Annotated in this window: 20 protein-coding genes; 12 read left to right on the forward strand and 8 right to left on the reverse strand. The window is 67.3% G+C overall.

From position 1 onward, the window contains the following. The first annotated feature begins 29 nt into the window (after window positions 1–29). From mycP to DC008_RS25715, 7 genes are all read left to right on the forward strand, one after another. On the forward strand, window positions 30–1,262 hold the full coding sequence (gene mycP, locus DC008_RS25680; protein WP_244221509.1) for a type VII secretion-associated serine protease mycosin: 1,233 nt from the start codon (window positions 30–32) through the stop codon (window positions 1,260–1,262). 296 nt (window positions 1,263–1,558) lie between these two features. Beyond that, complete coding sequence (locus DC008_RS25685) at window positions 1,559–2,908, forward strand: S8 family serine peptidase (protein ID WP_164492375.1); 1,350 nt, start codon at window positions 1,559–1,561, stop codon at window positions 2,906–2,908. Window positions 2,909–3,154: 246 nt separating this feature from the next. Continuing rightward, window positions 3,155–4,468, forward strand: a complete 1,314-nt coding sequence (locus DC008_RS25690) for a hypothetical protein (RefSeq protein ID WP_108708966.1) — start codon at window positions 3,155–3,157, stop codon at window positions 4,466–4,468. A gap of 695 nt (window positions 4,469–5,163) precedes the next feature. Continuing rightward, window positions 5,164–5,502 (forward strand): hypothetical protein, encoded by a 339-nt coding sequence (locus tag DC008_RS25700; RefSeq protein WP_244221416.1) that lies wholly within the window; start codon window positions 5,164–5,166, stop codon window positions 5,500–5,502. After that, window positions 5,499–6,623 carry a WXG100 family type VII secretion target gene (locus DC008_RS25705; protein ID WP_108708968.1) on the forward strand — a complete coding sequence of 375 codons (1,125 nt, stop codon included), beginning with the start codon at window positions 5,499–5,501 and terminating at the stop codon, window positions 6,621–6,623. Before DC008_RS25700 ends, DC008_RS25705 begins: the two co-directional genes overlap by 4 nt. After that, window positions 6,620–8,038 carry a hypothetical protein gene (locus tag DC008_RS25710; RefSeq protein WP_123954034.1) on the forward strand — a complete coding sequence of 473 codons (1,419 nt, stop codon included), beginning with the start codon at window positions 6,620–6,622 and terminating at the stop codon, window positions 8,036–8,038. The genes DC008_RS25705 and DC008_RS25710 overlap by 4 nt, the downstream gene beginning before the upstream one ends. Window positions 8,039–8,155: 117 nt before the next feature. Next, window positions 8,156–8,806, forward strand: coding sequence for a hypothetical protein (locus tag DC008_RS25715; RefSeq protein ID WP_123954035.1), 651 nt, complete (start codon window positions 8,156–8,158; stop codon window positions 8,804–8,806). A gap of 68 nt (window positions 8,807–8,874) precedes the next feature. Here DC008_RS25715 and DC008_RS25720 read toward each other — a convergent pair whose 3' ends face one another. After that, on the reverse strand, window positions 8,875–9,516 hold the full coding sequence (locus DC008_RS25720) for a hypothetical protein (protein ID WP_123954036.1): 642 nt from the start codon (window positions 9,514–9,516) through the stop codon (window positions 8,875–8,877). Between the two features lie 127 nt (window positions 9,517–9,643). Beyond that, entirely contained in the window at window positions 9,644–10,159 is a 516-nt protein-coding gene (locus tag DC008_RS35280) for a hypothetical protein (RefSeq protein WP_123954037.1), read from the reverse strand. 157 nt (window positions 10,160–10,316) lie between these two features. On the opposite strand from DC008_RS35280, the gene DC008_RS25730 reads away from it, so the two are divergent. From DC008_RS25730 to DC008_RS25750, 5 genes are all read left to right on the forward strand, one after another. Then, window positions 10,317–10,685: a WXG100 family type VII secretion target gene (locus DC008_RS25730; protein ID WP_244221417.1), complete on the forward strand. Its 369-nt coding sequence runs from the start codon at window positions 10,317–10,319 to the stop codon at window positions 10,683–10,685. Window positions 10,686–10,705: 20 nt separating this feature from the next. Then, entirely contained in the window at window positions 10,706–11,824 is a 1,119-nt protein-coding gene (locus tag DC008_RS25735; protein ID WP_208645980.1) for a WXG100-like domain-containing protein, read from the forward strand. A 314-nt stretch (window positions 11,825–12,138) separates the two neighbouring features. Next, window positions 12,139–12,552 (forward strand): hypothetical protein, encoded by a 414-nt coding sequence (locus tag DC008_RS25740; protein WP_108708973.1) that lies wholly within the window; start codon window positions 12,139–12,141, stop codon window positions 12,550–12,552. Between the two features lie 124 nt (window positions 12,553–12,676). Beyond that, window positions 12,677–13,792, forward strand: coding sequence for a hypothetical protein (locus DC008_RS25745; RefSeq protein WP_108708974.1), 1,116 nt, complete (start codon window positions 12,677–12,679; stop codon window positions 13,790–13,792). 23 nt (window positions 13,793–13,815) lie between these two features. Beyond that, a complete protein-coding gene (locus DC008_RS25750; RefSeq protein WP_108708975.1) occupies window positions 13,816–14,100 on the forward strand; it encodes a hypothetical protein in 285 nt (94 codons plus the stop codon). Between the two features lie 93 nt (window positions 14,101–14,193). On the opposite strand, the gene DC008_RS25755 is transcribed toward DC008_RS25750, so the two are convergent. The 6 genes from DC008_RS25755 to DC008_RS25780 form a co-directional block, all read right to left on the reverse strand. Continuing rightward, entirely contained in the window at window positions 14,194–15,345 is a 1,152-nt protein-coding gene (locus DC008_RS25755) for an SUKH-4 family immunity protein (RefSeq protein WP_123954038.1), read from the reverse strand. A gap of 252 nt (window positions 15,346–15,597) precedes the next feature. Beyond that, window positions 15,598–17,847 carry an SUKH-4 family immunity protein gene (locus DC008_RS25760; RefSeq protein WP_108708977.1) on the reverse strand — a complete coding sequence of 750 codons (2,250 nt, stop codon included), beginning with the start codon at window positions 17,845–17,847 and terminating at the stop codon, window positions 15,598–15,600. 117 nt (window positions 17,848–17,964) lie between these two features. Beyond that, window positions 17,965–18,123: a hypothetical protein gene (locus DC008_RS36355; RefSeq protein ID WP_341867301.1), complete on the reverse strand. Its 159-nt coding sequence runs from the start codon at window positions 18,121–18,123 to the stop codon at window positions 17,965–17,967. Between the two features lie 100 nt (window positions 18,124–18,223). Further along, window positions 18,224–18,496 (reverse strand): hypothetical protein, encoded by a 273-nt coding sequence (locus DC008_RS25770; RefSeq protein ID WP_164492377.1) that lies wholly within the window; start codon window positions 18,494–18,496, stop codon window positions 18,224–18,226. 67 nt (window positions 18,497–18,563) lie between these two features. Further along, window positions 18,564–20,735: an SUKH-4 family immunity protein gene (locus DC008_RS25775; RefSeq protein ID WP_164492378.1), complete on the reverse strand. Its 2,172-nt coding sequence runs from the start codon at window positions 20,733–20,735 to the stop codon at window positions 18,564–18,566. Window positions 20,736–20,814: 79 nt separating this feature from the next. Next, entirely contained in the window at window positions 20,815–25,239 is a 4,425-nt protein-coding gene (locus DC008_RS25780) for a toxin glutamine deamidase domain-containing protein (RefSeq protein WP_244221510.1), read from the reverse strand. Between the last annotated feature and the right edge of the window lie 536 nt (window positions 25,240–25,775).

Genomic DNA, 25,775 nt, shown 5'->3' on the forward strand with positions numbered 1-25,775 from the left:
TCAAGCGAGTCCGGTCAACGGCGGGCGTCGTGACACTGACAGGAGCTTTGCTCCTCACTACAGCCCCAACGGCATCGGCGGACTACGTCAGAGAGCAGCAGTGGCCCTTGAACGCATTCGCAGCACAAGACGTTTGGGCTGAATCCCAAGGGGAGGGAGTCACGGTTGCTGTCGTCGACTCTGGCGTCGACGCAGCTCACCCTGACCTAGCAGGTCAAGTCCTTAAGGGCAAAGACTTCACCGACGGAGGAAACGCCCAAGAGGACACGATGGGTCATGGCACCTCCATGGCCAGCATTATCGCTGCGCACGGCCACGGCGCAGGAGGATCCTCCGGCATGATGGGTCTAGCTCCGAAGGCGAAGATCCTGCCACTGCGTACCCTCCAGACGGAGAAGGACGCCAACCATGACGAGACTTGGGCTGCGGCGGTTCGATACGCAGTCGACCAAGGCGCGAAGGTTGTAAATCTATCTTTCGGCGGTGATGGCAGCAGGACAGGTAGCGACGGTCGTGCAGCAATTGCGTACGCGCAAGCTCACGACGTCATCGTTGTTGCGAGCGCAGGTAATGACGGTTCTGTTGCTGTCGAAGAGCCAGCCGCCCTGCCCGGCGTGATCGCTGTCGGCGCCATCGACGAAAAGGCCAATCGTTGGGATGGCTCCAACACCGGAAAAGGGCTTGCCCTCATGGCTCCCGGCGTGAAGGTGTTGGCCGCAGATCCGACTGGGTCGCAGGACTATAGTTTGTCAACTGGCACATCGGATGCCACGGCTTACGTTTCCGCCGCAGCCGCCCTCGTACGCTCCAAGTACCCCAATCTTTCCGCAGGCCAGGTAATCAACCGTCTGATCAAGACGGCTACCTTCGCCCACCACAAGGGATTGAAAGCGCCCGACGAGGAGTACGGCTACGGCATCGTTCGACCGTACTCGGCGCTCACAATGGACATCCCCGCCGGATCCAAAAAGAACCCACTTGGCCAGCTCCAGTCGTCCTCTGTCTCCAGCCAGTCATCCAAGGGAACCGCCTCCTCGACCCAGGCTAAAAAGAAGAAGAAGTCCTCCTCCAGCAGTCTTGTTCTCATCGGTGGCATCGCCGCAGTCGTGATCATCGGCGCCGTCGGCTTCGTGGTGTTCCGCAACCGCCGCAACGGTGGCTCGGGACCTGGTGGTGGCGCGCCCTCTCAGGGGCCGGGCTACCAGCCGAACCCCCATGCCGCCCCTGGCCAGGGTCCGCAGAACCCGAACCCCTACTCCTGACAGTTCCCCGCAAGAAGGAACGCCCTTCGCCCCGCGCCCCGGGCAGAAACACGCCCGGGGCGCGAGCATGTGGGATTCGGGAAGTTTGAGTACCGGTCAGATAGCGAATTGCGCGCCGCCGCGAGTTGGCGATGCAGAGTGGCACAACCGGCTGCAATGAGCCCCATCAAAGGGCGGCAAAACCTAGATTCCGAGGACGACCGTGGCCGCGGCATGCCGCAGATCATTGATAGGACGGCAAAGCCTCGTCCAGCGAGCCAGGCTCGTGTGGCCGAACGCAGAGCAAGGAGCAGGGGATGGGTGTCAATCGAGCCCGAGCCACTACCGGGGTCATAACGCTGACGGCAGCCTTGCTCCTCATCTTGGCGCCGACGGCGTCGGCTGATCAGGTAAGAGACGCTCAGTGGCCTCTGACCGTCTATGACGCTGAGAAAGTGTGGAAGACGTCTCGGGGGGAAGGCGTCACGGTTGCGGTGATCGACTCGGGGGTTGATGCCAGTCACCCCGATCTCACTGGTCAGGTCCTGCCCGGAAAGGATTTCACCAGCGCTGGCGAGCCGCACAAGGATGATGACGGGCACGGAACCGGCATGGCCAGCCTCATCGCTGGCCACGGGCATGGGGTGAATGACTCCGCGGGAGTCGTAGGCCTTGCACCGAGGGCAAAGATTCTGCCGATTCGTTTCGGCGCTGGGGGCGATAAGCTCGCTACGACGGAATGGGCCGACGGTGTCCGCTACGCGGTGGATCATGGCGCCACTGTAATCAACTTGTCGCTGGTCGACTCTTCGGCCTATCCCGGATCCAAGGCGGCTAAGGCGATCAAGTACGCGCAAGATCATGACGCAGTAGTAGTGGCTGGTGCAGGGAATGACGCCGGTTCCGTTAACTATCCTGCTGCGCTCCCCGGTGTGGTCGCCGTATCTGCTGTCGATCAGGGCCTGAACTTCTGGTCGAAGTCCAATACCGGCGCCGTGACAGTCGCAGCGCCCGGTGTAGAGACCCCTCAAGCTGATCCCACCAGCCCGAGCGGTTATGTGGTGGCAGATGGCACCTCGGGCTCGACTGCCTACGTCTCGGCCATCGTCGCACTCCTCCGATCCAAGTACCCCGACCTGACTGCCGGACAAATCGTCAACCGCTTGGTCAAATCTGCGTCCTTCCTTCAGCATGAAGGTAAGAAGGCCCCGGACCGTGAAATGGGCTACGGCATCGCCCGTCCGGGGACTGCCCTGACCATGGACATCCCCAAAGGCCCCAAGCAGGGACCGCTCCTCAAGGGGTCGTCGTCGGCTTCGACGAATTCAGCGGCCGGAACGGATGACAGCGACAGCGACACCCAGGCCAAGAAAAAGAAGAAGAAGTCCTCCTCCGGCAACATTCTTCTGATCGGTGGCATCGCGGCAGCGGTGGTCATTGTCGGAATCCTCGTCGCCGCACTCCGCAGCCGCCGCAACGGCGGTAGCGGTGGCTCCAGCTCAGGCGGTGGGACCCCGTCTCAGGGAATGGGTTACCCGCCTCAGCCCCCCGCGGGCTACCAGCAGTACGGCAGGCCAGGTCCGAACCAGGGGTATCCGGCATCGCCCGGCCAGTCCTCGCAGCAGCCGAACCCCTACTCCCAGCAGCCCCCTTATCAGGGGCAGTAGGCAGGAAGACCCTGGGCGGCGGGATCTGAGGCGCACCCGGTTGTCTCAAGTGGGTGCGCCTCTCTCGTTACTTGGCCCAAGTCGCGCCATTGGAGCCATCAGGGGCGCCGGTCACTACAGGGACGGCATCCCCTTGCGAGGGGGCTGGGACACGTCGCCGCACGGCCGAGGACGGTTCGGCTGCAAGCAGCCCAGTTACAAGGATGATTTCGGATGATGACGAGATGTAGTGCATTGGCTCGCTGTATGGCTCTGCTGGGCCTGAGTCTCGCTGCGGCGGTTGCCGTCGTACTCATCCAGCCCGCCATTCGGCCTCCGCGGTGGGATCTCTTGTCCTGCCTTGTAGTGGCGGCGATCGCTGCCAGCGTGGGAGTTCTTCTCCTGCGTCGCAGCGCCTCCGGCGGTCGGGAGACGGCAGGCCGGCACTGGTGGGTCGAGCAGCGCAACAGCTGGGTCGGATTTGCCGTCTGGTCCTGGGCGGCGTTGGCATTCTTCGTGGCGTACGCCGCGCTGTCTCCCACGCCCGCAGCCTGGGAGATCGTTGACGCGGGCTCCGCGATGCGAACGACCGAGATCGAGAAGGTTGTGTCCTCGAAGTACGTGAGCAGCCAGCGCACCGGTCACTACACCTCCACAGTGTTGGTCTCGGTGCCGTTCGACCAAGGGCCACGCATCACCGAAGTGGCTCTGACCTCGGGGGACAAGCCGACTCCGGGTGAAGAGGTGTGGGTACTCTTCGCTCCCTCGTCGCCCGAACTGGGCGTGTTCGTCGGAGACCGGCAGTCGCTCGAGGAGGAGGTCGGCGGACGGGCCGATCTGTGGACTGTGTTCTTGGCCATCGGGTGGTTGGCGTTCTGCTGGTTCATGAACCTGTTCGGCCGCTGGCGGTCAGATCCCGTGGCTGGTTTGCACGGATCAAAGCAGCAGGGCACGCTGCACGAGCTCCCGATCGTCGTCGCAGGTGTGGGAGTGGCAATCGATGAGCGCCCGGCCTCGGCGTCGAGCAGGAAGCACCTGAAGCCTCGTATTCGCATGACGAGCACGGGGTTCGGCGAGCTGTACTTCTACCTCGATGACATCGTCGACCCCGTTCCCTTGGCGCAGGAGCTCGTGGGCGTTCGAGGCCGAGTTTTTTGGCGACCGCCTACGCGGCAACTCCCGTACGCGGATTCTGTCGGCTATGCCGTGGTGCTCCTGGACGGGCAGTGCTACCTCTGCGGATGGCTCGAGTCACCGGATGCTTCCGTCCCCCTTCCGACAAGCGCGCTCGTCCCGTCACACCGGGAGCTGCCCATCGCTGGAGAGCCACGAGCCCTACGTCCCACCTCCCGAGTAGTGACGAACGCCAACTCCGTGATTCTTCAAAGCGTCTTGGTCGCGCTCGTGCCCCTGGCAGTGATCACGTTTGGTGTCAGTGACGTGGCGGCTGTTGCTCTCGCCGTCGCCTCCGGCCTCGCGGTGGTGAGAGGGCGAAGGCGAGCGGCAGGTCTGGTCAGGCGGCACCTACAGGGTCTCGAGCCCGACGGTGACCCCAGTGCTGCCGTGACCCGTCCTGTGTGATCGGATACCTGCTCGCGCGGACCAGAGCTCGGCAGAGAGCAACGGTGTCGAGTCGCAACTCGGTCTGGGGGTTCTACGCCCAGATGCCTCCGCACCGAGGCTCATAGACTGCCGCCCCAGCAGAAGATCAACTTGAGGGCGCGCGGCACCTGGCCGTGCACCCTGCGGCACAACACGGGTGCCTGGCCGGCGCTACTCGCCGCCTGAACCTGTCGTTAGAGACGACAGGCAGCGCATCCGGTCCGAGATATAGAAGGGACTTTCCCATGGGCGCCATCGTCCTCGTCGTGGGCATAGCGGTACTAGGGGCCGTGATCGCCATAGTCGTCGCCGCCAAGAGTCGAAGCCGGCGCAACGCCGGTCCGGTCCCCGGCCAGCCGTGGCCTGGGCCTCACGCGCCTCACCCGGGTTACCAGCAGCCGACGTATCCGCCCGTCCAGCGGCCGTACCCGCCGGCCCCGCACCAGGGATACCCGGCTTCTCCGGGACAGCAGACGCAACCGCAGGCCCCGAACCCCTACACCCAAATGCCGCCACACCAAGGCCAGTGATCGACCGGGGCAGCCCGCATCCGGGACCAGTAAGCAGCGCGGTCGTGAGCGTGCGAACCGAGGGGTACTCCCTCGCCAATCCGGCTCGGGCGTGAGATCAGTCTGCCTCGTTCGTCATGGCACGTCATGAAACGAGAACCGTGGATGACTGACGACGGAGCCTCCTACTACGACACCTCCGCCGGAAGAAGCCTGGCCCGCACGTTCGAGATGCACGCATACGACCTGAGGGCCCACCTCAAGAAGTTCGAGGAGGAGACGGGGGAAGAGGCCATCACTGATGGTTTCGGAGTCCTGACGGAGTCTGCGGAGGTCACCAACGCCTACATCGCCTATTCGGCGGATGTCGCGAGTGCCATGAAGGTCGTGCACGAGCACTTGGACAGGATCGCCGACGCCCTGCGCAAGGTGAACCAGAACAGCGAGACCACCGACGAGGAGCTCGCGGTCCTCTTCGGGAAGTCGACGGGCGGTGAACAGTGAGCGGAGGCGAGTCCCTTGGCGAAGAGATCGTCGAGCTCGGCATCGAGGTCGTCAGGCCGGGTGGACGTCCGGGGGAGCTGGAGGCCGCAGCGAAGGCCTGGCGCCTACTGAAGTCTGAGGTCGAGGGCATGGTGAAAGCCCTGGACAAGGATGTTCGGGCGACGGTGGGACACACTTGGCGCGGCGAGGCGGCCCGTGCCTTTCAAGCTCACTGGGATGAGTTCGCGGCCGCCGTGAACGGCGCCACTGACACGTTCGACGAGGCTGCGAAGGGTCTCGACGACGCCGCGAAGGGCATTCGCGAGGTCAATGAGGAGATCGAGGACATCTATGTCGAGATCGGGATCTCCATCGGAGTGTCCGTCGGAATGTCCTTCCTCACCCTGGGTGTCTCTGCCGCAGTTGGTACAGCTCGTGTGACCATGCTCGCCGCCAGGGCTCTGGACGCTGCGGGACGGCTCGGCCGGTTCCTACGATTGATCGGTTCCAGATTCGGCACCCTTTACAACTCCGGAAAGGCCCGACGAATCCTGGCCGAGGGGCTCCTGAACTGGGCCGGTGGCACGGCTGGGGGCATGATCACCAGCCAGTTCAGCGGCAAAGGCTGGGAGGTCGGCACGAATATGATCGGCGGGCTGACCGGTGCCACCGTCGGGACCGTCGCCGGCAGGGCGGCGACCGCGGTGGGCGGTAAGGAATTCTTCAGCGGCATGGCCGGAGGCGCTGCCGGTGGGATGTCCGGGGACTACCTGGACTCCTTGCGTAAGGGCGAGGACTTCGACCTTCGGCAGAGCGCCGTCACGGGGATCACAGGGGGCGCCGCCGGAGGGCTCGGCGGTGGCGCTCGAGCGTTCGACAGGGGCCTTGACGACATGGCCCGGGGGCTGAGGAACGACAACGACTTCGCCTACTCCGGCGATCGGCCGGAGCATCAGCAGGTGGGTACGGACGCCGTGTTCGGGGCGTCCACGCCGGTCGCGGGAGGGGTCTCAGCGAACGCGGCGAAAGACGGCTTCGACGGGGTGGACGAGGGCTCCCAAGGTGCGCGGAAGTCTGCCGGGCGGGGCAGCGACGGGGCCGGCAGGACAGCCACGGACCGGATTCGTGAGGACTTCGGATGACGAAGAACGTGGAGGCAGCCCGTACGCCCCGCACCTCCTCGACCGCGGTGGGCCCATGGTGTGCGGGACTGGCATTCATGGCCATCTTGTCCGTGTTCGGCCTGTGGCTGTTCAGCACGACCCCGGACCGGCGTCGACTTCTGATTCTGGTTTGCCTCGCCGGTCTGCTGGTCTGCGTCGTGATCGTCGCCTGGAGACAACGGTCGTTGGGTGGCGAGAGATCGGTGAGTGAAGTCGCCCAGGATGCGTGTGTCCGTGCGGCCGAGGAGACGTCGGACTCAACCCTCGAGCCGGCCGCTCTGCCGCGGGTGCTTCCTTCACGGCGAGGCCAGCAACTGCGCGCTTTCGCCTGGGTGGTCGGGAGCTCCACCGCACTCCTGAGCATCCTCGCTCTCGTGGCGGGTGCGCCCCAGAGGTCGGAGCGGGTCGAACGTCTGCACGGGGCAGGAGCCGAGTTCGGCCTCGCGACGGCGGAGAAGATCAGCGATGTGGGGCGGAAGTCGTCCAGGGGCAAGGACCCGTACACAGCGACAGTGGTCGTCCGGCTGCCGGGCGCGCCAGGTGAGGAGCCTGTGTCCGCTGTGGTCAAGCCGACGACCAATCAACCGTTGAGCGTCGGGGACAAGGTGTCCGTCCTGTACGCGCCCTCGCAGCCGCAGCTGGGTGCAGTGGCCGGGGATGAGCGCAGGCTGGGTGCCGCGCTGCGGGGGCAGACCATGCCCGCGTACCTGCGTTGGTCGTTCGTCGGGGCTTGGGTGCTCAGCTGTCTGGGTGCCGTCGGCCATGTGTCGGCGACATTTGCATTTCGGGCCTATTCCCGTCTGGGAGACAGGGACATGGCTGTTCGAGGGCGGTACGTCCGCGTCGCCATTCGTTACGCCGCAGGCGGACGAAAGCCCATGGGAGGACCCGCCTGCCTCGAGATTCAGACCGACGCCGGAGTTGCCCGTTTCCATGCGGACATCGACAGGCGTGGCTTCCCCGAGCTCATGGGAGGTTGGCCTCTCTGGCTGTGCTGGGATGCGCGCCGGGGCGCGCGTGGCACGCGCTTCTCGCCGAGCCGGACTCCTGCGGCGTTGGTCTTCGACAACGGGTTGGTCCTGCACGGGATGATGAAGGTCGAGGAGGCGCGGGAACTAGACGCCAGCAGTCTCTCCATGAGCAGGAATGACACCACTCCACAAGGGGACCGGCCGCTTCGGCTGTTCGACGTCCGCTCACAGTGGCTGCTGTTCGTCGAGCCCTTGATCCTGCAAACCAGTGCGGTGGTCATCGCCTGCACGGCACTACTGACCTTCGACGTGCGGGGCGTATGGCGTTGGGCAACGGGAATCGTCGCAATCTTGGGGGTGTGGGGGGCCCTTGGCTTCTTTGCGAGCGACGACGCTGACCGGAAGCGTTCTACGAAGGTGTAAGCCTGTTCTGACTACCATCAGCGTCCCGACTCCGAAAGGCTCGGCGAGCGTACGGACGTCGGACGTCGCGCCTTCGGACGCGGCAAGGACTGTGAGGGGAAAATTCGGGTGAGCAGGATGGGGCAGGCGGACTTCGTTCGTGACACGGTTGAGCGGGCGAGGGCGTCGGTGCCGGCCGGTGAAGTGCTGCGCGCCGAGCACATACTCGGTCTGGCCGTGCGCGCGCCTTCGCCCGGCTACTTCCGTCGCCCGCGCGTTCTTCCGTCCGAACGGCGTGCGCTCACAAGCTGGTTGCTGACCCCGTTCGCCTGGCTCCTGAGAATTGTCACGGCCACCTTGAGTCCGTTCGAGCGGTTGACCGAGGCGTTCACGGAGCGCGAGAAGAGGAAGCCGGGCAAGCCGTTCCACGGCGGCTGGAACAGCATGGCCGGGCATCTTGCCCGCGGCCTTGTCCCTCGCACGAAGAACCCGGCGAACCCCGCGCTCGTGGTCATGCAGGTGACCGACCGCCGTCTGCACATCGTGTACGTGTCCCGTGTGCGCTCCCTCACCGGCCAGCCAGGCCCGGTCGAAGCCGGGTGGGGCACGGACATCCGCAATGTGGCCTGGATCCGGGACCGAAGCGATGTGGTGGGCGGTGACCACGAGATCGGCTTCGTCGATGGTTCGTGGTGTTCGGTCCACTTCTCGGGCCAGGGCTGGAGCCAGGTGTCGGACGTGTTTCCGGTACGGCTCAGCCACCTCGACGCGGTTCCGCGTCCCGCCTGACGGGCCGCCGCCCGTTCCGAACGGTCGTACCCGGCGTTCGTCTCACAGAGGCTGCGCCGGGGTCCGCGTCACGCGAAGAACATCACCAGCAGGCTGAGCACGACCCCGATCGCGCCCACCGCGAGCAACGTGTAGACCGTGCTGAGCAGTCTGGGTGCCACCGCCTGCCTGGCCCGGTTGAAGTCGGACGCGCCGCCGAAGGCGAAGCCGGTGGTGGTGCAGAGGAGGCCGAGGGCGAGCGGGATCAGGGCGCCGAACCACCATGCGCAGCCCAGCGCGATCGAGCCGACCCAGCCGCTGTCCTGCTGGTACGACGTATCCCCCGTCCCGAGGGCGTCGATCACCTCGCCCCGCTGGTGCAGGGAGTCGCTGCGCAACTCGGCGTTGACGTCCTTTACGGAGCCGTCCGTCGCGGTGAACGTGCCATAGCACCACTTGGTCTTGGTGCGCTTGCGCGAGCTGCTGGAACTGGTGCTGCGATGCTTGTAGTCGACCGTGCAGGTCTCGACCGTCAGCTTGCCCGGAGTGGATGTTGCGTAGGTGTACGGGCCCAGGTAGGCGCCCATGGCCAGGAGGACCACGCCGGCCAGGAGCAGGCCGACGCCGATGAGCCGGCCGAGGCCGTCTGTGCTCCTCGATCCCGAGGCTCCCGTAGCTCCCGATGACCCCGACGATCCCGATGAGGCCGAGTTCGCTTGTGCTTGTGTCATGGGGGTGCTCCTCAGGGTGCGGTGGGTATGGCCGGGGCGGCTATGGGGCCCGTAGCGGGTCCTGGAACGGGTGCTGGGTCGGTCCCGATGGCGGGATCGGGACCAGGTGCGGTCGTACGGGCGGGTCTCACAGGGCGAGCGCGCAGACCAGGGCCGCCAGGAGGCCCAGGCCGAAGAGGCCGCCCAGGAGCGGGCCGGTGACGGTGGCGGCCGGCAGACGGTGCCAGGAGGCCGCGAAGCCGAGGCCGTTGCGGGCGCCGAAGCCGGTGAGCAGGCAGTAGGCACCCGCCGCCAGCAGGGACAGGCAGAGCGCGACGACGGCGGCGTCGTCTCCGGGGTCGCGGTCCCGGGGAAGTTCGAATGTGTCGTCGACCTGTATCACGGGGATCTTGGAACCCGTCTCGAAACGCGATGAAGTGTCCACTTCCACGTCTTCGTAAGAAAGGTCACCGTGTTGAGCGGTCCAGGTTCCGGCGCAGTTGAACCGGAGTTCGGTGCTACGCCGGTGCGAGCCGCCGCCGTAACGCGTTTTCGTGTGTGCCTCGCATGAAGAAACGGTGAGGGTTCCTTCGGTGCCTTCTCCGCCAAGTTCGCTGCGCAGTTCCGGAATCGCCACCGCGGCGATGAGGATCGCCGCGAGCACTGCTCCGAGCCCGATGAGCCGTCCTGTCCACAGGGCCGCTGAGCTGGGGCGATGCGGCGGTGACGTCACCACTTGGGGGTCCTTTGGTCAACTTGACGATCTCTTGACCCGTCGACTTTCCGGGTCGTGCGCGAGGAGTCTAAGCTACCGGCCTGTCGTGCAATATGGCGTGCTGCACCAGGAGTTCGGGGGAGAACTGATGACGTTCGGCGGATTTGACGTGGATACGGCTGTGCTGCGACGGCAGGGCCAGAATTTCACCGACCTCGGAGCCGATTTCGCCAAGGCGTCCAAACAACTGGGGACTGCTCTGGAAGGGCTGGGAGAGCCCTGGTCAGACGCTGATTTCGGAGATGTCTTCGGTGAGATCTACACGCCGATCCGGGACGGAATCCTCGCCTCGATGGACAGCCTCGCCGAACGGCTCCAGCAGATCGGGCACACGCTTCAGGACAACGCCCGTACGTACGACGCCTCCGATACGTCGAACAGCGGGCTGTTGAGCGGCATCGCCGGGCAACTCTGAGTCGGGCGGGGGTACTTCACATGTCGCTCACTCTGCCCGGCGAGCTCGTCTGGGTCCTGGATCTGCTCGGCTACAACTGGCCCGAGGCCGACGAGGAGGCGCTCCACCAGGTCGCCGAGACCTGGCGCGGCTTCGGCGCACAACTCGAGAAGATCGAGGCGGAGGGCGAGGGCTTCGCCCGCACCGTCGTCGCCGCCAACGTCGGCTCCGCCATCGAGGGCTTCAGCAAGGACTGGGGCGCCTACACCGGAGCCAACGGCGAGGACAGGTATCTGCCCGACGCGAAGCTCGCGTGCGAGGTGATCGCCCTGGCCTTCGACGCGGCCGCGATCGCGGTCCTCACCGCGAAGCTCTCCGTCATCGCCCAGCTCATCGCCCTGGCCATCGAGATCATCGCGGCGCAGGCCGCGGCGCCCTTCACCTTCGGACTGTCCGAACTCGGGGCGATGGGCGCGACCCAGGCCACCCGGGTGATCGTCCGCGAGCTGCTCGACCGCCTGAAGAAGGAGGTCATGGAGGCCGTCACCAAGGCCATGCAGCACGCCACCGTGGACGCCCTGAAGAAGGTCGCCAAGCGGGTCGTCAAGGAGCAGGTCCAGCAGATCGTCCAGGAGAAGGTCGTCGACGCGGCCAAGGAGAAGGCCCGCGAGGCCGCCGTCGGCATGGCCCAGAACGTCGGCCAGCAGGGCATCGAGGCTTACTTCGACGCCCGCTCCGGCGTCGATCTCGGGGAGACGGCCGACGTCGCGAAGAAGGCGGGCGGTGAGTATCTGGACGGCCTGAAGACGGAGGTCACGGGGGGCGAGGGCTCGTCGCTCGCCGGCTACGTCGACCCGCAGACGTATATCGACCGTGGGACGGAGGCGATCACGGGCGCGGCCGGCGACCGTGTGCAGCGGGGAGTCGACGCGTTGAGCGGGCGTGGTGGGGCTGCGGGCGGGGAGCAGGGGTCCGCTGAATCGACTCCGCCCGCCGACCCGCCCGCCGACCCGTCCACAGACGCACCCGCCGACCCGCCCGCCGTACCTGCGGCGGCCGGCGCGCCCACGGCTGCGACATCCTCGGCAGGCTCCCGTCCCGCCGGCCCTCCGGCTGCGTCGGGGGTCGGCGACGACTGGGCTCGGAACGAGTTCGGGTGAGCCGTCGATGCCTCTGCGTCGGCGGACCTCAAGAGCTTGTGACGATTTCTCCCAGGAATTTTCACACCGGGCATGCCCGTCGCATCTTCCAGGAGTACCGGAGAAACGCAGGCATATCGAGCCCGTTTGCCGCGAGTGGGCCTGTTCACGGGGATACGTAGGGATACCGATCGTCGAGCGCCAACCATTACTGGCCCATGTGGAGTTGAAGCGCCGGGCGGGCATGTCCCGCGGGGCGTGTGTTGAAGCGTTCGCAGATGCGTTGGTAGGTTCACGCCGGTCGAGACCCGCCGACCCTCCTGATGAGGTTTCCCTTGGACAACGCCGAGAACAGTTCCGACAAAAGCGTCGACGACTCCGAGTTTCTGGAGATGACCCAGCAGGACCCCGCCCAGGCGAAGATCCTGCGGCAGTCCCTGGAGCATCTCGCCTCGGGACTGGGCGGTCCGGCCCTCAAGGAGATGGCCCAGGAAGTCCTCTCCGGGCGCATGGGGCTGCGCGAGGCCGCCAACGTCTCGGCGTACGCCGAGGAGGCCGTGCAGCAGTCGGCGCCGCTGGCGGAGAAGTGGGCCGCCATGTCCGACAGCGAGCGTCAGGCCCTCGCCGCGGAGGGAGAGCGCCGGCTGGAGGAGGAGCGCCAGAAGCTCGAGGAGGAGCGGCGCACGGAGTCCGAGAACCGTTCCGGCGGCAATCGGCGTCACGACGGGCGTGGTTGGTCCCTGTACTAGGGGCGGCTGGATCCTGAACGAGCGGAGGCCGGTCCTCGCCCTCGAACCGAGCGGTGGCCGGCCCCGGTACCGAGCGGCTGTACGCGGCTCTGATCCCGGCAATGGGGGAGAAGTGAACTTTCGGGTGGAACCCGGTGCGATCGACGGCTTCTCGAAGCTCGTCGGCCGCGCCGCGGACGGCGGCGCGCAGGCGGTCTCGTTCGTCGGCAACGCGAAGATCGACAAGTCGGTCGGTGGAATGGCCTGGGACCTCGTCGCGGGTGAGCACGACCGGTACGTCAGCGAGGCCAAGAAGGCGCTGGAGAAGGTCAAGAGCCTGCTGGAGGCGTCCGAGAAGGAGCTGACCGGCACGGCGAAGTACTACAGGGCGACCGACACGGACGAGGCGGCCAAGCTCGACGCCACCTACCCGGGTTCCAAGGTCTCGGGCGGGGAGTCCGGCGGCGATCCGCACGACTTCTCCGACGCCAGCGACGCGGTGGACCTGCTGAAGGCGCCCGGGGATCCCAGCAATCCCTTTGTGAAATACGCGTCCGGGCACGCGGACGAATACCAGATGAGCCCGGTGCAGAAGACGCTGGGCAGCGTCCTGGACCTGGGCAGCCCCTCGGCGATGGCCGTGGAGGCGTCCAAGCTGCTCTTCGACTTCGACCCCTTCGCCGAAGTGACGAACTGGGTGTTCGGGGACTGGAACGGGTACAACGACTGCTCCGACGTCTGGGGCAGTCTCGCGTCCTTCTGCGACGCGCTGTCCGCCAATGTGCGCAAGGGCACGCAGAACGTCGGTCTGACCTGGGACGGCAACGCCGCGAATGCGGCGACCGTGTACTTCGACGAGTTCACCAAGAAGCTCGAGGAGATCAAGGAGACGTTCAAGTCTCTGCAGAGCTGTTATGCGCAGGCGGCGCAGATGGCGTTCCAGTTCGCGGAATTCCTGAAGTCGTTCCTGGTGATGTTCTGCGACCTGCTCGTCATCTGGCTGGTCAACCTGCTCGCGGCACAGGCCGTCAACGTCATCCCGGTCGGCGGACAGGTCGCTTCGGCGGCGATGTTCGCGCTGGCCGCGGCGGAGGCCATCCGGCTCATGCAGCTGTGGGCCGAGGCGTCGAAGGCGTTCGACACGTTCGCTTCGGCGCTGAGTGCGCTCGGTCTGGTCATGTCGACGGCCGTGAACGGGTTCGCGGCCGCGGACGGATTCCCCCAGGTGGGTACCGGCGGCTACGACCACGCGGCCGTCTAGAACAACTGAACTGGACGGGTGGAATGAGCTTCTTCAACGGTGCCGGTGACCTCGATCTCTTTCTCGGGCGTGCCCGGATCATGAGTATCAGTCTGGTCCCGGTATGCCTGGCACTCATGATCTTCTTCATCAGCGAAGAGGGTTGGCGCTTCAGCCTGCTGCTGTGTTGCATCCTGCCGCCGATCGGCGCCTACCTGGCCTTCCGGGGCCACCGGGAGATCCGGGCCGGGCTGGCGGCGATCGGCTTGGTCCTCGCTGTGGGCACCTTGCCGCTGGCGTTCGGGCTGGCGTTGCTCGAGGGGGCGTGAGGCGGGCCCGTTCCAAATGGTGCCTCTTGCCCTCACGCCTTGCGCCGGGGGTCCTCGACGGGCTGCCTGGCGTCGAGGCGGCTAATGTTCGGCTCAGTCGTTGTAGAGGGCGTAGGTCCAGATCTGGGCTTGGGAGCCGGCGTTGTCGATGATCCAGACGGCGTCTTCGGTGTGCTGCCGGAAGAGGTGTTCTTCGTCGCCGTTGCCGATGGTGTCCAGAATGCGGTGGCCGGTGATCCACCAGGTGACCATGGCGAGGAAGCGGTCAAGCTTCGTGGCGACGAGGTAGCCGTCGAGGCCGTTTTCGTCGTTGCTGCGTGGCATGCGCAGGATGTGGCCGGTGGGGCCGTCGATGACGAGTTCGGCGCCTGACCAGAGGCCGATCTGGAAGAACGGGCCGGTTTCCGCCGGCGGTTCGATGTCTTTGGTCCAGGGCAGCTCGAACAGGAACTTGTCGTAGTCGGGTTCCAGCCGGATGCCTTTTTCCTGCATGACGGGGAGCCCGATCTCGGTGAGAACGCGGCGGGCCGTCTCATCGGCCAACCCTGGCGGCAGGGACTCGAGCGGAGTGCACAAGGCGCTGGCGTCGGGGAAAAGTTGTGGCAGGTCGGCTGCGGTCGTGCCGGAGATGTCCGTGAGGAGGGTGGGGCCGGCCGCGGTTTTGGTGCCCAGGAGCGGTGGTCCGGGCAGGGGTGCGGGGTCGGTGCCTTGGACGGCGAAGAGTCCACCGGGTCCGGCGAGTACGGTCAGTTGGCCGGTGCGCAGGAGGGCGCCGAGGAAGAGGAAGTCGGGTCCTTCTTGGGTGTCGTCATGGGCGAGGAGTTGCTGCCTGCTGGTAGGCCGGGCCCGGCCTGTTTCCATCGGCCACGTGAGTGCGCTGGTGACTTCGTCGGGAAGGTCGCCGTAATAGGGCGTGTTTCGAAGTCTTTGGTGCCTTCCAAAGCGTGTTCGGTGAAGCCGGTGCCGGCGAGGTTGTGGGTGTTGAGGCTGAGGAAGTCGTTGACGGTGGGGAAGCCGGTTGTGGTGAGGAAGCGGCGGGTCGGCTCGTGGGTGAGGCAGGCGGGCAGTTGCGGGGATGTCGCTCCGGAGTGTCCGGGCGTCGCGTTCGTGGGTGAAGCCGATTGGACGGTGCGCGGAGGGGGCGACTGTGACGAGCGGTGACTCCGTGGCGATGGTGTGCAGTTCTGCCTCGTCGAAGTCGGCGCCGAGCACGGAGCACAGGGCCTGCCACTCGCCGAAGCGCACGTGATGCCGCTCCGACAGGGCCAGGGCGTTCAGGGCTGCACGTTCACGGGACGAGAGCGAGCCGGGGGACCACCTGGTGATGCCGTGATCCGGCCCGAGCACGCTGGGCTGCGACCGCGGTTTGACGAAGGGCCGTCCAGGTACAGGTAGCCCTCCTTGGGCGAGAGTTGCTCCAGTCGTTCGCGGAGCTGAGCGACGGCTTCCTGCGGGGCGAGGGGAGTATGCAAAGTGGCGTGTCTCTCTACGGTTGGTTCAGATCCATTCCAGCCCGCACGACGCCAGGTCCCACGTGCTGTCCTCGAAGTCGTAGCCCTCGAGGATGAGCGTCCAGGTCTCGGACCGGGCGGCGGTGCCATCGATCTGCTCGCACCACCTGGCGAGGTTTTCCTGAGCGTCCTTGTGGTCGGTGACGTAGGGAAAGTGAGTCCTGCGGAACTCGTCGTAAAGACGGACCATGGCGAAGAACTGGGGGAGGCTGCTGCCGGCGATGGGGTCGGGGGAGCCGCCCGTGGTGTCCCGGAAGAGCCGGCCGGTGCTGCCGTCGAGCAGGAGCCTGGAGTACATCCATGTGCCGAGCTCGTAGAAAGGGCCGCTGCTGGGCGCCTCGCATTTTGCGCGGCGTTGCCGAGGGACGTCGCGTCCCCGGCCGGGCCAGGCCACCTCGACCAGTGGGCTGTCCCCGCGCGCGGTGATGTCGAGGTGGAGGAAGTCGCCGATCTCCGGCAGACCCGTCCGGGTGAGGAGATCCCGTGCTGCGGGGTGCTTGAGGCCGTGGGGAAGCTGTTCCTCGGCGAGGGGGTGACAGGCCCCCGCGCCGAAGGTCTCCTCGAGCCAGCCCCGCATGCCTTCGTCGCGCAAGGCAGCAGCTGCGGACGGGGGTAGCGGCCAGGGGGCGGGGCGGGTGTGTGCGGCGATCAGGGGCCCCTTGGGGTATGTCGTCTCCTGTGTGGTGCTTGCCGACGGCTCCACGGATACAGCGAAGAGGCCTGCGGTGCCGGCGAGTACCCAGTGCCCGTCGACGTAGAGGCCCTTGATCACGGCCTGGGGGCAGGCGGGCGGGCGAGGGACGGTGTGCGTTTCCAGCTTCCAGCCGTCGTCCGTGTGCTCGGCGAAGGCGACGTCCGGTACCTCGTGACCCTCGGAGCGTCGCGGGCTGCTCCAGGGGAGATGGTCGTCCGACAGAGAGGCGTGGACCTCGACCGGAGCCGCGACAGGGTCCCCGGTCGTCGGGCTCCACTCCTGGCGGAGGTACTTGGACTTCGGGTGAGCGATCTTGCCGGTCGTCACGTCCCGGGCCGTAACAACCGTCGGGCCCGACTCTCCTGTCAGCACGCCGAGTTCGTGGACACGGCCGGCGTCGCCCTCGATGCGACCGAAGATGCCGGATGGGCGCCAGCGCGACCACGTCGTCCGCCACGGCAGCGGGACGCCCGCGGCCAGCAGTCCGTCGGCCAGCTCCGTACGGCCTGAACTGAGCGCGGCGTGGTGGAGCCAGGCGACCCACTCACCCTGGGATGAGGGGGAGACGCCCTGGATCTCCAGATAGTGCAGCATTGAGGCCGCACTTCCGTACGGCACGCCGTCGGGGTACGCGAGGGCGAGGGCCTCACGGAGGGCGCCGACCGAGAAATGGGCCAGTAGCCGCCCGTCGCTGAGGAGTTGAGGGAGGGCGCCGGCCAGCGCGGCGTGCGGGGGGAGGGCCTGAGCGGCGTACTGCCTCACCGGTCCCTGTTCGGACCAGGGCCCCGGCCCGCCGTCCGTCGCCGCGGACACCAGCGCCTCGACGGCGCGGGATTGGGCCGCCGCATCCCAGGGTTGCCTGCGCCGCCATGCATGGAGCAGTGCTTCGGATCGGAAAGCGACGGCTGCATGGCCCTTGTCCTCCAGAACCAGGAGATCCGGGTGCTCCTCCGCGAACTGGAGGAGAGTCGGCACATCCGAAGGCGCCCCGCTCGCGGAGCACAGCAACTGCCAGACGGGAAGAGGCACCTGTCGCAGCTCGGCAGCGGCCAGCGCGCTCAGCCGGCTGGCTGTGGCGGCCTCCGCCTCGGCTGACACGGCGGTCATGGTCGGCACGGGATGGTTGACTTCGTACTCGGCATGTCGAGGAGAAGCCACCAGGTCCAGGTCGTACTCCGCCATGACCCATACCTCACGGCCTTGGAACCGCCTGAATCCCGGAGCCAGGGTCTCCGCGACGCGGGTCGGCTCGGTCGACGTCAGGACCTCGCCCGCGTACTGAACGTTCGCGAGGAGGAGGACACAGGGACGACCGGCAGGGGCCGCACCGCACTCTTCGCGCATGCGCGTGGCCACCGCGTCGGCACTCAGGCCACGGCAGTCGATCAGTGTGGCGCTGGGCCAGCGGTCCCGGACCGCGAGGAGATACGCGCTCTTGCCGCTCTGCGCGGGGCCGAGGACGGAGAACACCCTCCGGTCCCGAGTGGACAGCTCCCGCCAAGCCTCGATACGAGCCCAGTCGTCAGCGTTGATCTCGGGCACTCGGATGGGTTCCTTCCATGAGCGGCGGGACGGCCGTGACGTTACTGAGGTTTGAGTTGTCGACGTGACCTGGGGTCGCTTTGGTTCCTGAGGCTCGGGTCGCTCAGGCGCGGCCCCTCAGACTCGGTCTCCGAAGTTGTAGTCCTCGAAGACTCTCTGCCACGCCTGTGTCCCGTAAGTCTGGGGATCGATGAGGCTCAGCCAGTGACGTACGCCCGACTCGGTGTCCTCGATCGACCAGTCGGAGGCGAACCACCAGTAGTAGAGACGGACCATGGCGACGAACTGGCTGAGGCTGCTACCGCCCAGGGCATCGTCATTCCCCGACGAACCGTCCAGCAGCACTCGCCCGTCGCGACCGTCGAGGAGCAGGCGCTCATCTTGCCACCAGCCGAGGGAGCAGTACGTGGGGGTGCGCCTCGGCCGGATCATCGACGGGCTCGGCGACGTCGGCAACGGGGTGCAGGCCCGCGCTCGCGAGGCCGGTGGTGTCCAGTTCGAGGAAGTCGGTGACGCAGGGGAAGCCGACCGAGGAGAGGAACTGGCGCGCGCCGACGTCGGAGAGCGTCGACGGCAGAGTCCCTTGTGGGAAACGCTTGATCGCCGCAGCGTCCCAGATGTCCGTCAGCCAGTCGGTGGTGGGGGCCATGGCCTCGGCCGGCAAGGGTGCCGGAGCGAGAGTCGGGTCGGTGCCCACCAGTCTCTTTAGGGCAAGGTCAGTCGGTAGATCTCAGCGCTGCCGTCCAGAAGGACATGTCTGTGGCAGGGCCGTCGTCGGGCAGCGAGGACTCGAGGTCGTCTCTGATCGCGGTGCGCTCGATACGGCTCCCCGCCGAGGCCAGCATGCAGCGGGCAACGAGGTAGTGCTGGAGCCGGTCGATGAACGAGACCAGGCTGCCGGCGACCACCACAGCGCTGACCTCCTGCTCCTCGTCTTCGGCCTCGTCGGGCTCGTCATCGAAGTAGGAGTCGAAGTCGTCCTCCACATGGCCCCAGTCGGCGGCGCCCAATACGACGACCCGCCCCGTGGCGCCCTCCGTGGCCAGGTCACCGTCGCCCCACGCACCGATTCGGAAGTACGGGCCAGCGGTGGCGGCGCTGTCTTCCTGCTGGTCGTCGAGGGAGAGCAAGGGTAGGCCCACCTTGTCCAGAGCCTCGATCCGGAGCGAGGCGCCTTGGAAGGCGGGTAGTCCGACGTCCGTGAGGACGCGGCGTGCTTCGGGGTCTGTCACGGCGTCGGGCAGCAGGGTGGCGGGCAGGCGGCGTACGACGCCCGGTTCGAAGAGGTGGTGGTCGTATGTGCCTCTGGGTTGTGCTGCCAGGCCCCGGTGCAGTGCGGGGACGAGACCGGAGTCGTCGAAGAGCGGTTCCCCGTGCACCTTGCTGATGCCCTCGCTCACGGACGGGTCGTGGATCTCGACCGCGAAGATGCCGCCGAGCCCCGTCACGATCAGGAGGTCGCCGACCCTCACCTGCCCCGACACGAAGGGGGGTTCCAGGGTTTCGAAGACGGTCAGGTCGTCCCAGTCGGGTGTGACGTTGCGTTCGGCGTCGGTGGGCCAGAGCGGCTCGCGCTGCCCCGGTGCCGGGAGGGGCTCCGGCCAGGGTCCGGCCAGTTCCTCGCCGGTCTTCGCGTCCCAGACGCGGTGCCGCCCGTCCCACTCGCCCGGAGCGGCAACGGCGTGGCGGCCGGGGAGGTAGTCCTCGGGAGCGATGACGGGGTCGCCCAGTGGCCCGGGCCGTACGTACGTGGCGCTCAGGGCACCCGGCGGCCGCCAGTGCGCCCAGCGCACCTTCCACGGCAGCGGCACGCCGGACGAGGCGATCTCGGTGGCGGTCTCCGCGTCGCCCCGCACCGTACTCATCAGGTGCAGCCACGACGCCCACTCACCCTGCGCGAGTGAATCGACCCCGCACATCCACAAGTTGACGGCGTCACCGGCTGGAGACGTTCCGCTGACGGCATATGCGTCGTCGGCGTGAGCCGCGTCGATCAGGGGGACCTGATCGATCCGGGCGACAAGCCTGCCGGAGCGCTGAACCGCGTCGAACTCGCCTGCCTGTACGGCGTGCATCGCCAGCCCTTGTGCCAGGTACTGGCCCGTCGGCCCGCCCGCAGCCTGGTCGCCCAACCATGCGACCAACTCCCCATTCACAGCCCGTGAGACCTCGGCGGCGGTGCTCCGACGCAGCGCCTCGGCGTGGCGCTCGTCGCGGAAGCGGACCCAGCCTTCTCCGTCCACCTCCAGGAGGTCCCCGGAAGCCTCCAGCGCTGCGGCAACATCCAGAGATCGACCCACGTGAGGTGCCAATGCTTGCGCCAGGGCGGTCCAGACGGGCATCGGAGCACGACGGACCTCGGCCAGCGCGAGGGCACGCAAAGCCTCGCTGTCCAAGCCGTCCGGCAGGAGTCCCACCGGGCCGTCGGCGGTGTTGGGCCGCAGTGCCACGACCAGGTGACCATGCGCCCGACGGACATCCGGCAGGTCCCGCTCGATGAGGACCTTGAGACGGCCGGCCACAGCCAGTTCGACGGTGAAGCGGTGCACCATGCGCTCCGGCTCACTGGAGCGCCGAGTACGGCCCGCCCGGTGGGCGTTGAGGATGACGACCAGCCCGCCCGCGAGCGGGGAGCCTTCCAGCTCCCACCCCCAGTCCGCCCGCTTCTCCGGCAGAGCAGCGCATCCTGCGGCGCTCATGACCCGTTCGATGACGTCCTCACACGTCAGCCCCGTGGCATCCACGACCACTGTCTCGCTGCGGGCCTCACTCAGCCGCAGCAGCGTCTCCGTCCGCCCGGACCCAGGAGGGCCGGTCACCTCGGCCACACTCTCGGTCCCGTTCTCCGACCACTCCAGGAGCTCGGCCAGGGCTTGCTCGAGGGTCACCGGCGAAGGGGTGCTTGACTGAGGGCTCATCGCTGAATCTGTTGACCTTCGGTGTGTGCATGCATGGGTGGACTGAGGGCTACTTTAGCTGCGGTGCGATCGACTTCCACAGGTCCTCGACCTTCCTGACATGTCTGACCATCTCTCGGTCCCGATTCTTCTCATCGACGGTGACCGGGAATGTCTGCTTCACCTTGGCTGTGATTTTCTTCTTCTCTTCGTCTGGAAGAGCTGCTCTCGGGTCCAGTCCGAGTTTGGCACGACGCTGTTTCTGGAGTTCCCTGGTCAGTTCGGCCCGCTGCTGGTCGGCAGGGTCGGCCCGATATGTGGTGCTGTAGTACACGGGTGCGCCGGCTAGGCGTTCCCCCAGCAGGTTCGAGCAGTTGGAACTTCCGAGGCCGCCCTTCTTGTCGCCACACGGTTCTCGTTCGGTGTAAAGGGCGGTGATCGTATAGTTGCGCCCGGTCCCCGCATGTGCCTCGTTGACGTCGTTTATCCAGTCGGAGAGGTGTCGTTCCGAGTGGAGACCGGTAACTCCCGCCCGACTCGGGAACGACGAGTCCGTCACGTATTCGATAGTGCCGTCGTCCCGCTGCAACTCAACTACGGCGAAGTTCCGTTGCGTCAGGTCCGGCGTGTGTGCTTCCGGCACCATCAGCTTCGTCATCAACTTCCTGACGCGCTCGCCGGGAGTCTTGTGTTTCGCCGCACCCTCCGATTCCGCAGCGGTGTTCAACGGGTTGCTGTTCACGCCGTACTGCTCATGTGCCGACTGGCTGAGCCGGGCCAATGTGGAGATCACCAGCATTTTCTCTCCCCGGTTCAACTTATCGAATCCGGGAAGGGCCTTGTTCAAGCCGTCAGATGTGAAAGTGCGCGGTCGATCCGGGGAGGCATTGGCGTCTGACTCAGTACCTGCGGCCACCTGCAAGACATGAGCGAGCTGACCGTTCTTGGCCCAGTCCCGAAGCTGTTGGTCGACGTGGTCCTGCTGCAAGCGGAAGACAGGATTGGTCTGGCGGACCCGCTGCTGGGAATCGTCCGGGTCGAGGTTTCCCTGCTGCTCCTTCTTGTCACCGAACTCGCGGCTGAGACGTGGGTGGGAGTCGTCCGGGTGGGGTTCCAGTCCGGCTTTCTTGTCCGTCTCGTCGTTCTTCTCGTGATCTTTCGGGTTCTGGCCGTCTCCGTTTTGGGAGTCGGACGGCTGGCCGGCTGGTTCGGCAGCAGGCCTCCGCGCTGTTTCAGGGGACTGTTCAGGAGTGGTCCGAGGGGTGCCGCGGTCAGCATCGCGGCTGTCGGAGGTCGTGGTGGCAGGCTGCTTCGGCGTGACCGGCTGGCGGTTCGAGTCCAGGGGGATCGCGAAGACGCCGTGGTCGCCGCTGTGGAGCGGGTTCCGGCTCTGCTGGCCCGTCTGGGCGTCGATGTAGGTGATCTTGCCGTTGTGGTTGACGGCGTTCCAGGCGTGGGCGCGGCCGTTGGCGTCCTGCGTGATGATGACGGCCTGAGAGCCGTGGCCGCTGTCGCGGAGGGTGTTCTCCAGGCGGTTGAAGGCATCGCGGCCGTTGCCCATGTCGTTGAAGCGGGCGCCGAGCGTGCTCTCGATGCGGTCGCGGCCGCCCCTCTCGCCGCGGTCCGAGGGGTTGCCGTCCGGGTCCAGATCGGGGGTACGGGCGCCGGCGGCCGTCGGGTTGCCCGCGTACGTGTCGACGGTGGACAGGGCCGTGTCGACACAGTTGTTGCTCCGGCCCGGCGCATCCGGGCCGTCGCCGTTGATGCGCTGTACCCACGGGCCGTCCGCCGGGTCCGGCGGACGCGTCGGGTCGCCGTTCTCGTCTCGGGGGACGGAGTTCTCCAGGGCGTCCTGCTCCGCGCGGGAGGGGTCGGTCACACCGCCCGGTGGGTTGCTGTTGCGGGTCTGCGACGCCGGGGTCGGCGCTTCCCTCGGCTTGGGGCTGTCGGACGCGTTGTTGTTCTGGTCCGGCGTGGTGGTGTGGCCGGAGTCCGGGGTGTGGGGGCCGGACGGAGTGGGTTGTCCGGCGGGTGTGGTGGTCACGTGGTGGATCGGGACCGGGGTGACCTGCGGCTGTTGTTGCTGCTGATGGTTCGGGGGGCTCGCCGGAGGTTGCTGGGTCTGGGGGCCGGGCTGGTTCGGTGGGCTGCCCGCGGGCTGCTGGGGCGGCCGGGACGGGGTGCCTGAGTTCGGCTGGTTCGGGGTGCCGGGTGTGCTGCTCTGGGGCGTGGCAGTGTGCGTGGCCAGCCCGGGGGAGGTCGAGTGGGGAGTGGTGCCGCCCGGTGTCGACGCGGACGGGGATGTCGTGGGTGTGCTGGAGGGCGCTGGCGTCGACCTGGGAGGTGTGGACTGGGAAGACGGCGACTGGCTCGGGCTCTGGCCCGGCGTGGACGTACGGCCGTTGCCGGACGGGTCGGAGGTTGGGCGTGGGGTGCTGTCGCCCCGGGGAGTGGTGTTCTGGTTGCCGGGGGTGTCGGTGCGGGGCGGGGTGCGGTCTCCGCGGTCGTTAGGCGTCGTACCGGGGTTGTTCCGGGAGGTCGCGCTGTCGTTCGGTGTCGTACTGGGAGCCGTACGCGGCGTCGTGCCGTCGTTCGGTGTTGGGGTGCCTGGGCGGGGGCGGGGCGTGTTGCCGTCCCCCGCCGTGGTGGGGTTGGTGCGCGGTGAGGTGCGGTCGGCGGGCGACGTGCCCGGGGTGTTCCGTGGCGTGGTGCCGGCGTCTCCCGTGGGGGTGCCTCCGGGGCGCTGCGCCGGTATTCGGTTGTCCGGCGTGCCCGGCGTACGGCTGTCCCCGGTTGCGGGCGTGCGGCCGTCCGGTGTCGGAGCGGGCGTGCTGCGGGGGACCGTCGGGGACGTGGGGCGCGGCGTGGAAGCGGGCCCCGTTCCTGCGGCGGGCGCGGTGCCGGGTGTGCCGGAGGAAGGATTCCTCGCCGGGCCCGAGTTGGGCTGTGGGCTCGTGGCGGACGGGCTGCCGCCCGACGGGCCGCCGCTGTGGCTCGTGCCGGGTGCCGTAGCGGTGGCGGCGGCTGCCGTGGGTGACGTAGGCATGCCGGAACCGCCGTCCGAACGGCCTCCGGAGCCGCTCGGGGAGGCGTCGCCGGTCGTCGGTGTCGGCGCCGCGTTGGACTGCGTGGGCGCGGTGGCTGCCAGGTTGTCGACCTGGGTGCCGATCGAACCGCCCGAGGGTGTGGAGGACGTACCCGGGGACGACGTGTGCGTGGGTGTCGACTGCGGAGACGGCGACGACAGGCCCGATACGGAGGGGCCGCCGCCGTTGTGGGAGGGGCCCGGTGTGCTCGGCGAGCCGGTTGAACTGGTGGGGCTGTCGGAGCCGCTGGGCGAACGGCCGCCCGGCGACGGGTCGTCGAAGTCGGACAGGGACGAGTCCGTCGGCGACTGCGTCGGCCTGGAGTACGGCGTGTCCGAGGAGGTCGGGCTGCTGGAGTCCGTACCCGGTCCGGAACCGGAGTCGGGGCCCGGGCCCAGGTTCGGACCGCCGATGTCGTTGCCGCCGGTGTCGGCGGATATGCCGTTGCCTATGTTCGTGCCGGGCAGGTTGCTGCCGTTGCTCGAACGCGTGGACGTGGAGGAGTCCGAGCCGTTCGAACTCGACGAGTCACTGCCACTTGAGTTCGAGTTGGAGCTGGAGGATGACGAGGAGTCCGAGGACGACGAGGAGGAACTCGAGCTGTCGGTCCCGGGGTCACTGCCGACGTCTCCGCTGGGCAGCCCCGACGTACCGTCGTAGCCGTCGAGGCGGCTGTCGATCGCGTGCCGGGCGCGGCTGCCGGCTTTCTGGCCGAGGCTGTCGCGGACGCCCTCGGCGAAGGTCTGGGGGCTCTGCTTGAGCGCGTCGAGCCCCGCCGTGCCACCGGCCTTGAGGGTGGCACCGACGTCGTAGCCCTCCTGTGCGCCGAAGCCGACGTTCACCGTCTGGCGGATGAGGTCGGTGATGATGGCCTCGATCGCCGAGATGGCTGGTTCCTTCATCGTTTCCACGATCGCCTCGAGCAGGGCCTTCTTCAGCTCGTCGAGGAGGCGGCGGACGATGAGACGGGTGACCTGGGTGGCGCCGAGGCCGGCGACCTCGGACAGGCCGAAGGTGAACGGGGCGGCGGCGTGCGCGGCGACGATCTCGATCGCCAGGGCGATCAACTGGGCGATGACCGCCCATTTGGCGAACTCGACGAGGTAGGCGCAGGCCTCCAGCACATTCGCGATGAGGAACGCGGCCTCGGCGGCGTTGCGGAGGTATCCGTCCCCTCCGCCACCGCCGTCGAACTTCTCGTACGTCTTGACGAACTTGTCGATCGACTCACCGGCGTTGTGCGCGGTGACCTGGCGGGCGGCGCCGTTCGCCGTGCCGTGCAGCTCGGTGACCTTCTCGCCGAACTTCCGCCACACCTCGGCGCAGTCTCTGAGCTTGTCCTCGTCCGCCGTGGGCCATCGGTAGCCCAGCATCTCGAGAACCCACTCGAGCTCGTCCGGCAGCATCATCGACACAGCAGAAAGCACCCCCGTCAGACCGAACGGCCGTACAACTCCCTCACCCGTCCAGGGAAATCACACAGGAGTACAGCCGTCCGCAAAGTTTACGGAATCACCGTCGAACCGCCTCAGGGTGGTGCTGTCACAAGTCCGTTTCAGGTCGCCGACGTTGACGGGACGGCTCGGCTCGAGGCGCCGGCGAGGCGCGTCGCCTGGTCCCCTCCCTCGCCCTCCGGAGGCCTGTGCTCCGTAGCGTCGATCGCCGTCACGGGGCGCGCGAACGGTCCGAGTCGGACCCGTCCGGGAAGCGGCGCCGACCGCCCACTGCGACCCGCTGTGCGACGGCCGTCCGAGGTCCCATCTCACGGGACTCTCCCGACCTTCGCGTACCGGGCGACGGGCGCTACGCTGCCTGCACATGACGACGCGTGATGGGGAACAAATGCTGGCGGAACGCGGCGCGGACAGTCCGGTCCGGGATGACGTAAGGGAACTGCGGGCGCGTCCTCAGAGGCCGACGGAGCCACGCACTCCGAGTGAGCGCT

It is taken from the genome of Streptomyces nigra, from assembly GCF_003074055.1.
Classification (GTDB): domain Bacteria; phylum Actinomycetota; class Actinomycetes; order Streptomycetales; family Streptomycetaceae; genus Streptomyces; species Streptomyces nigra.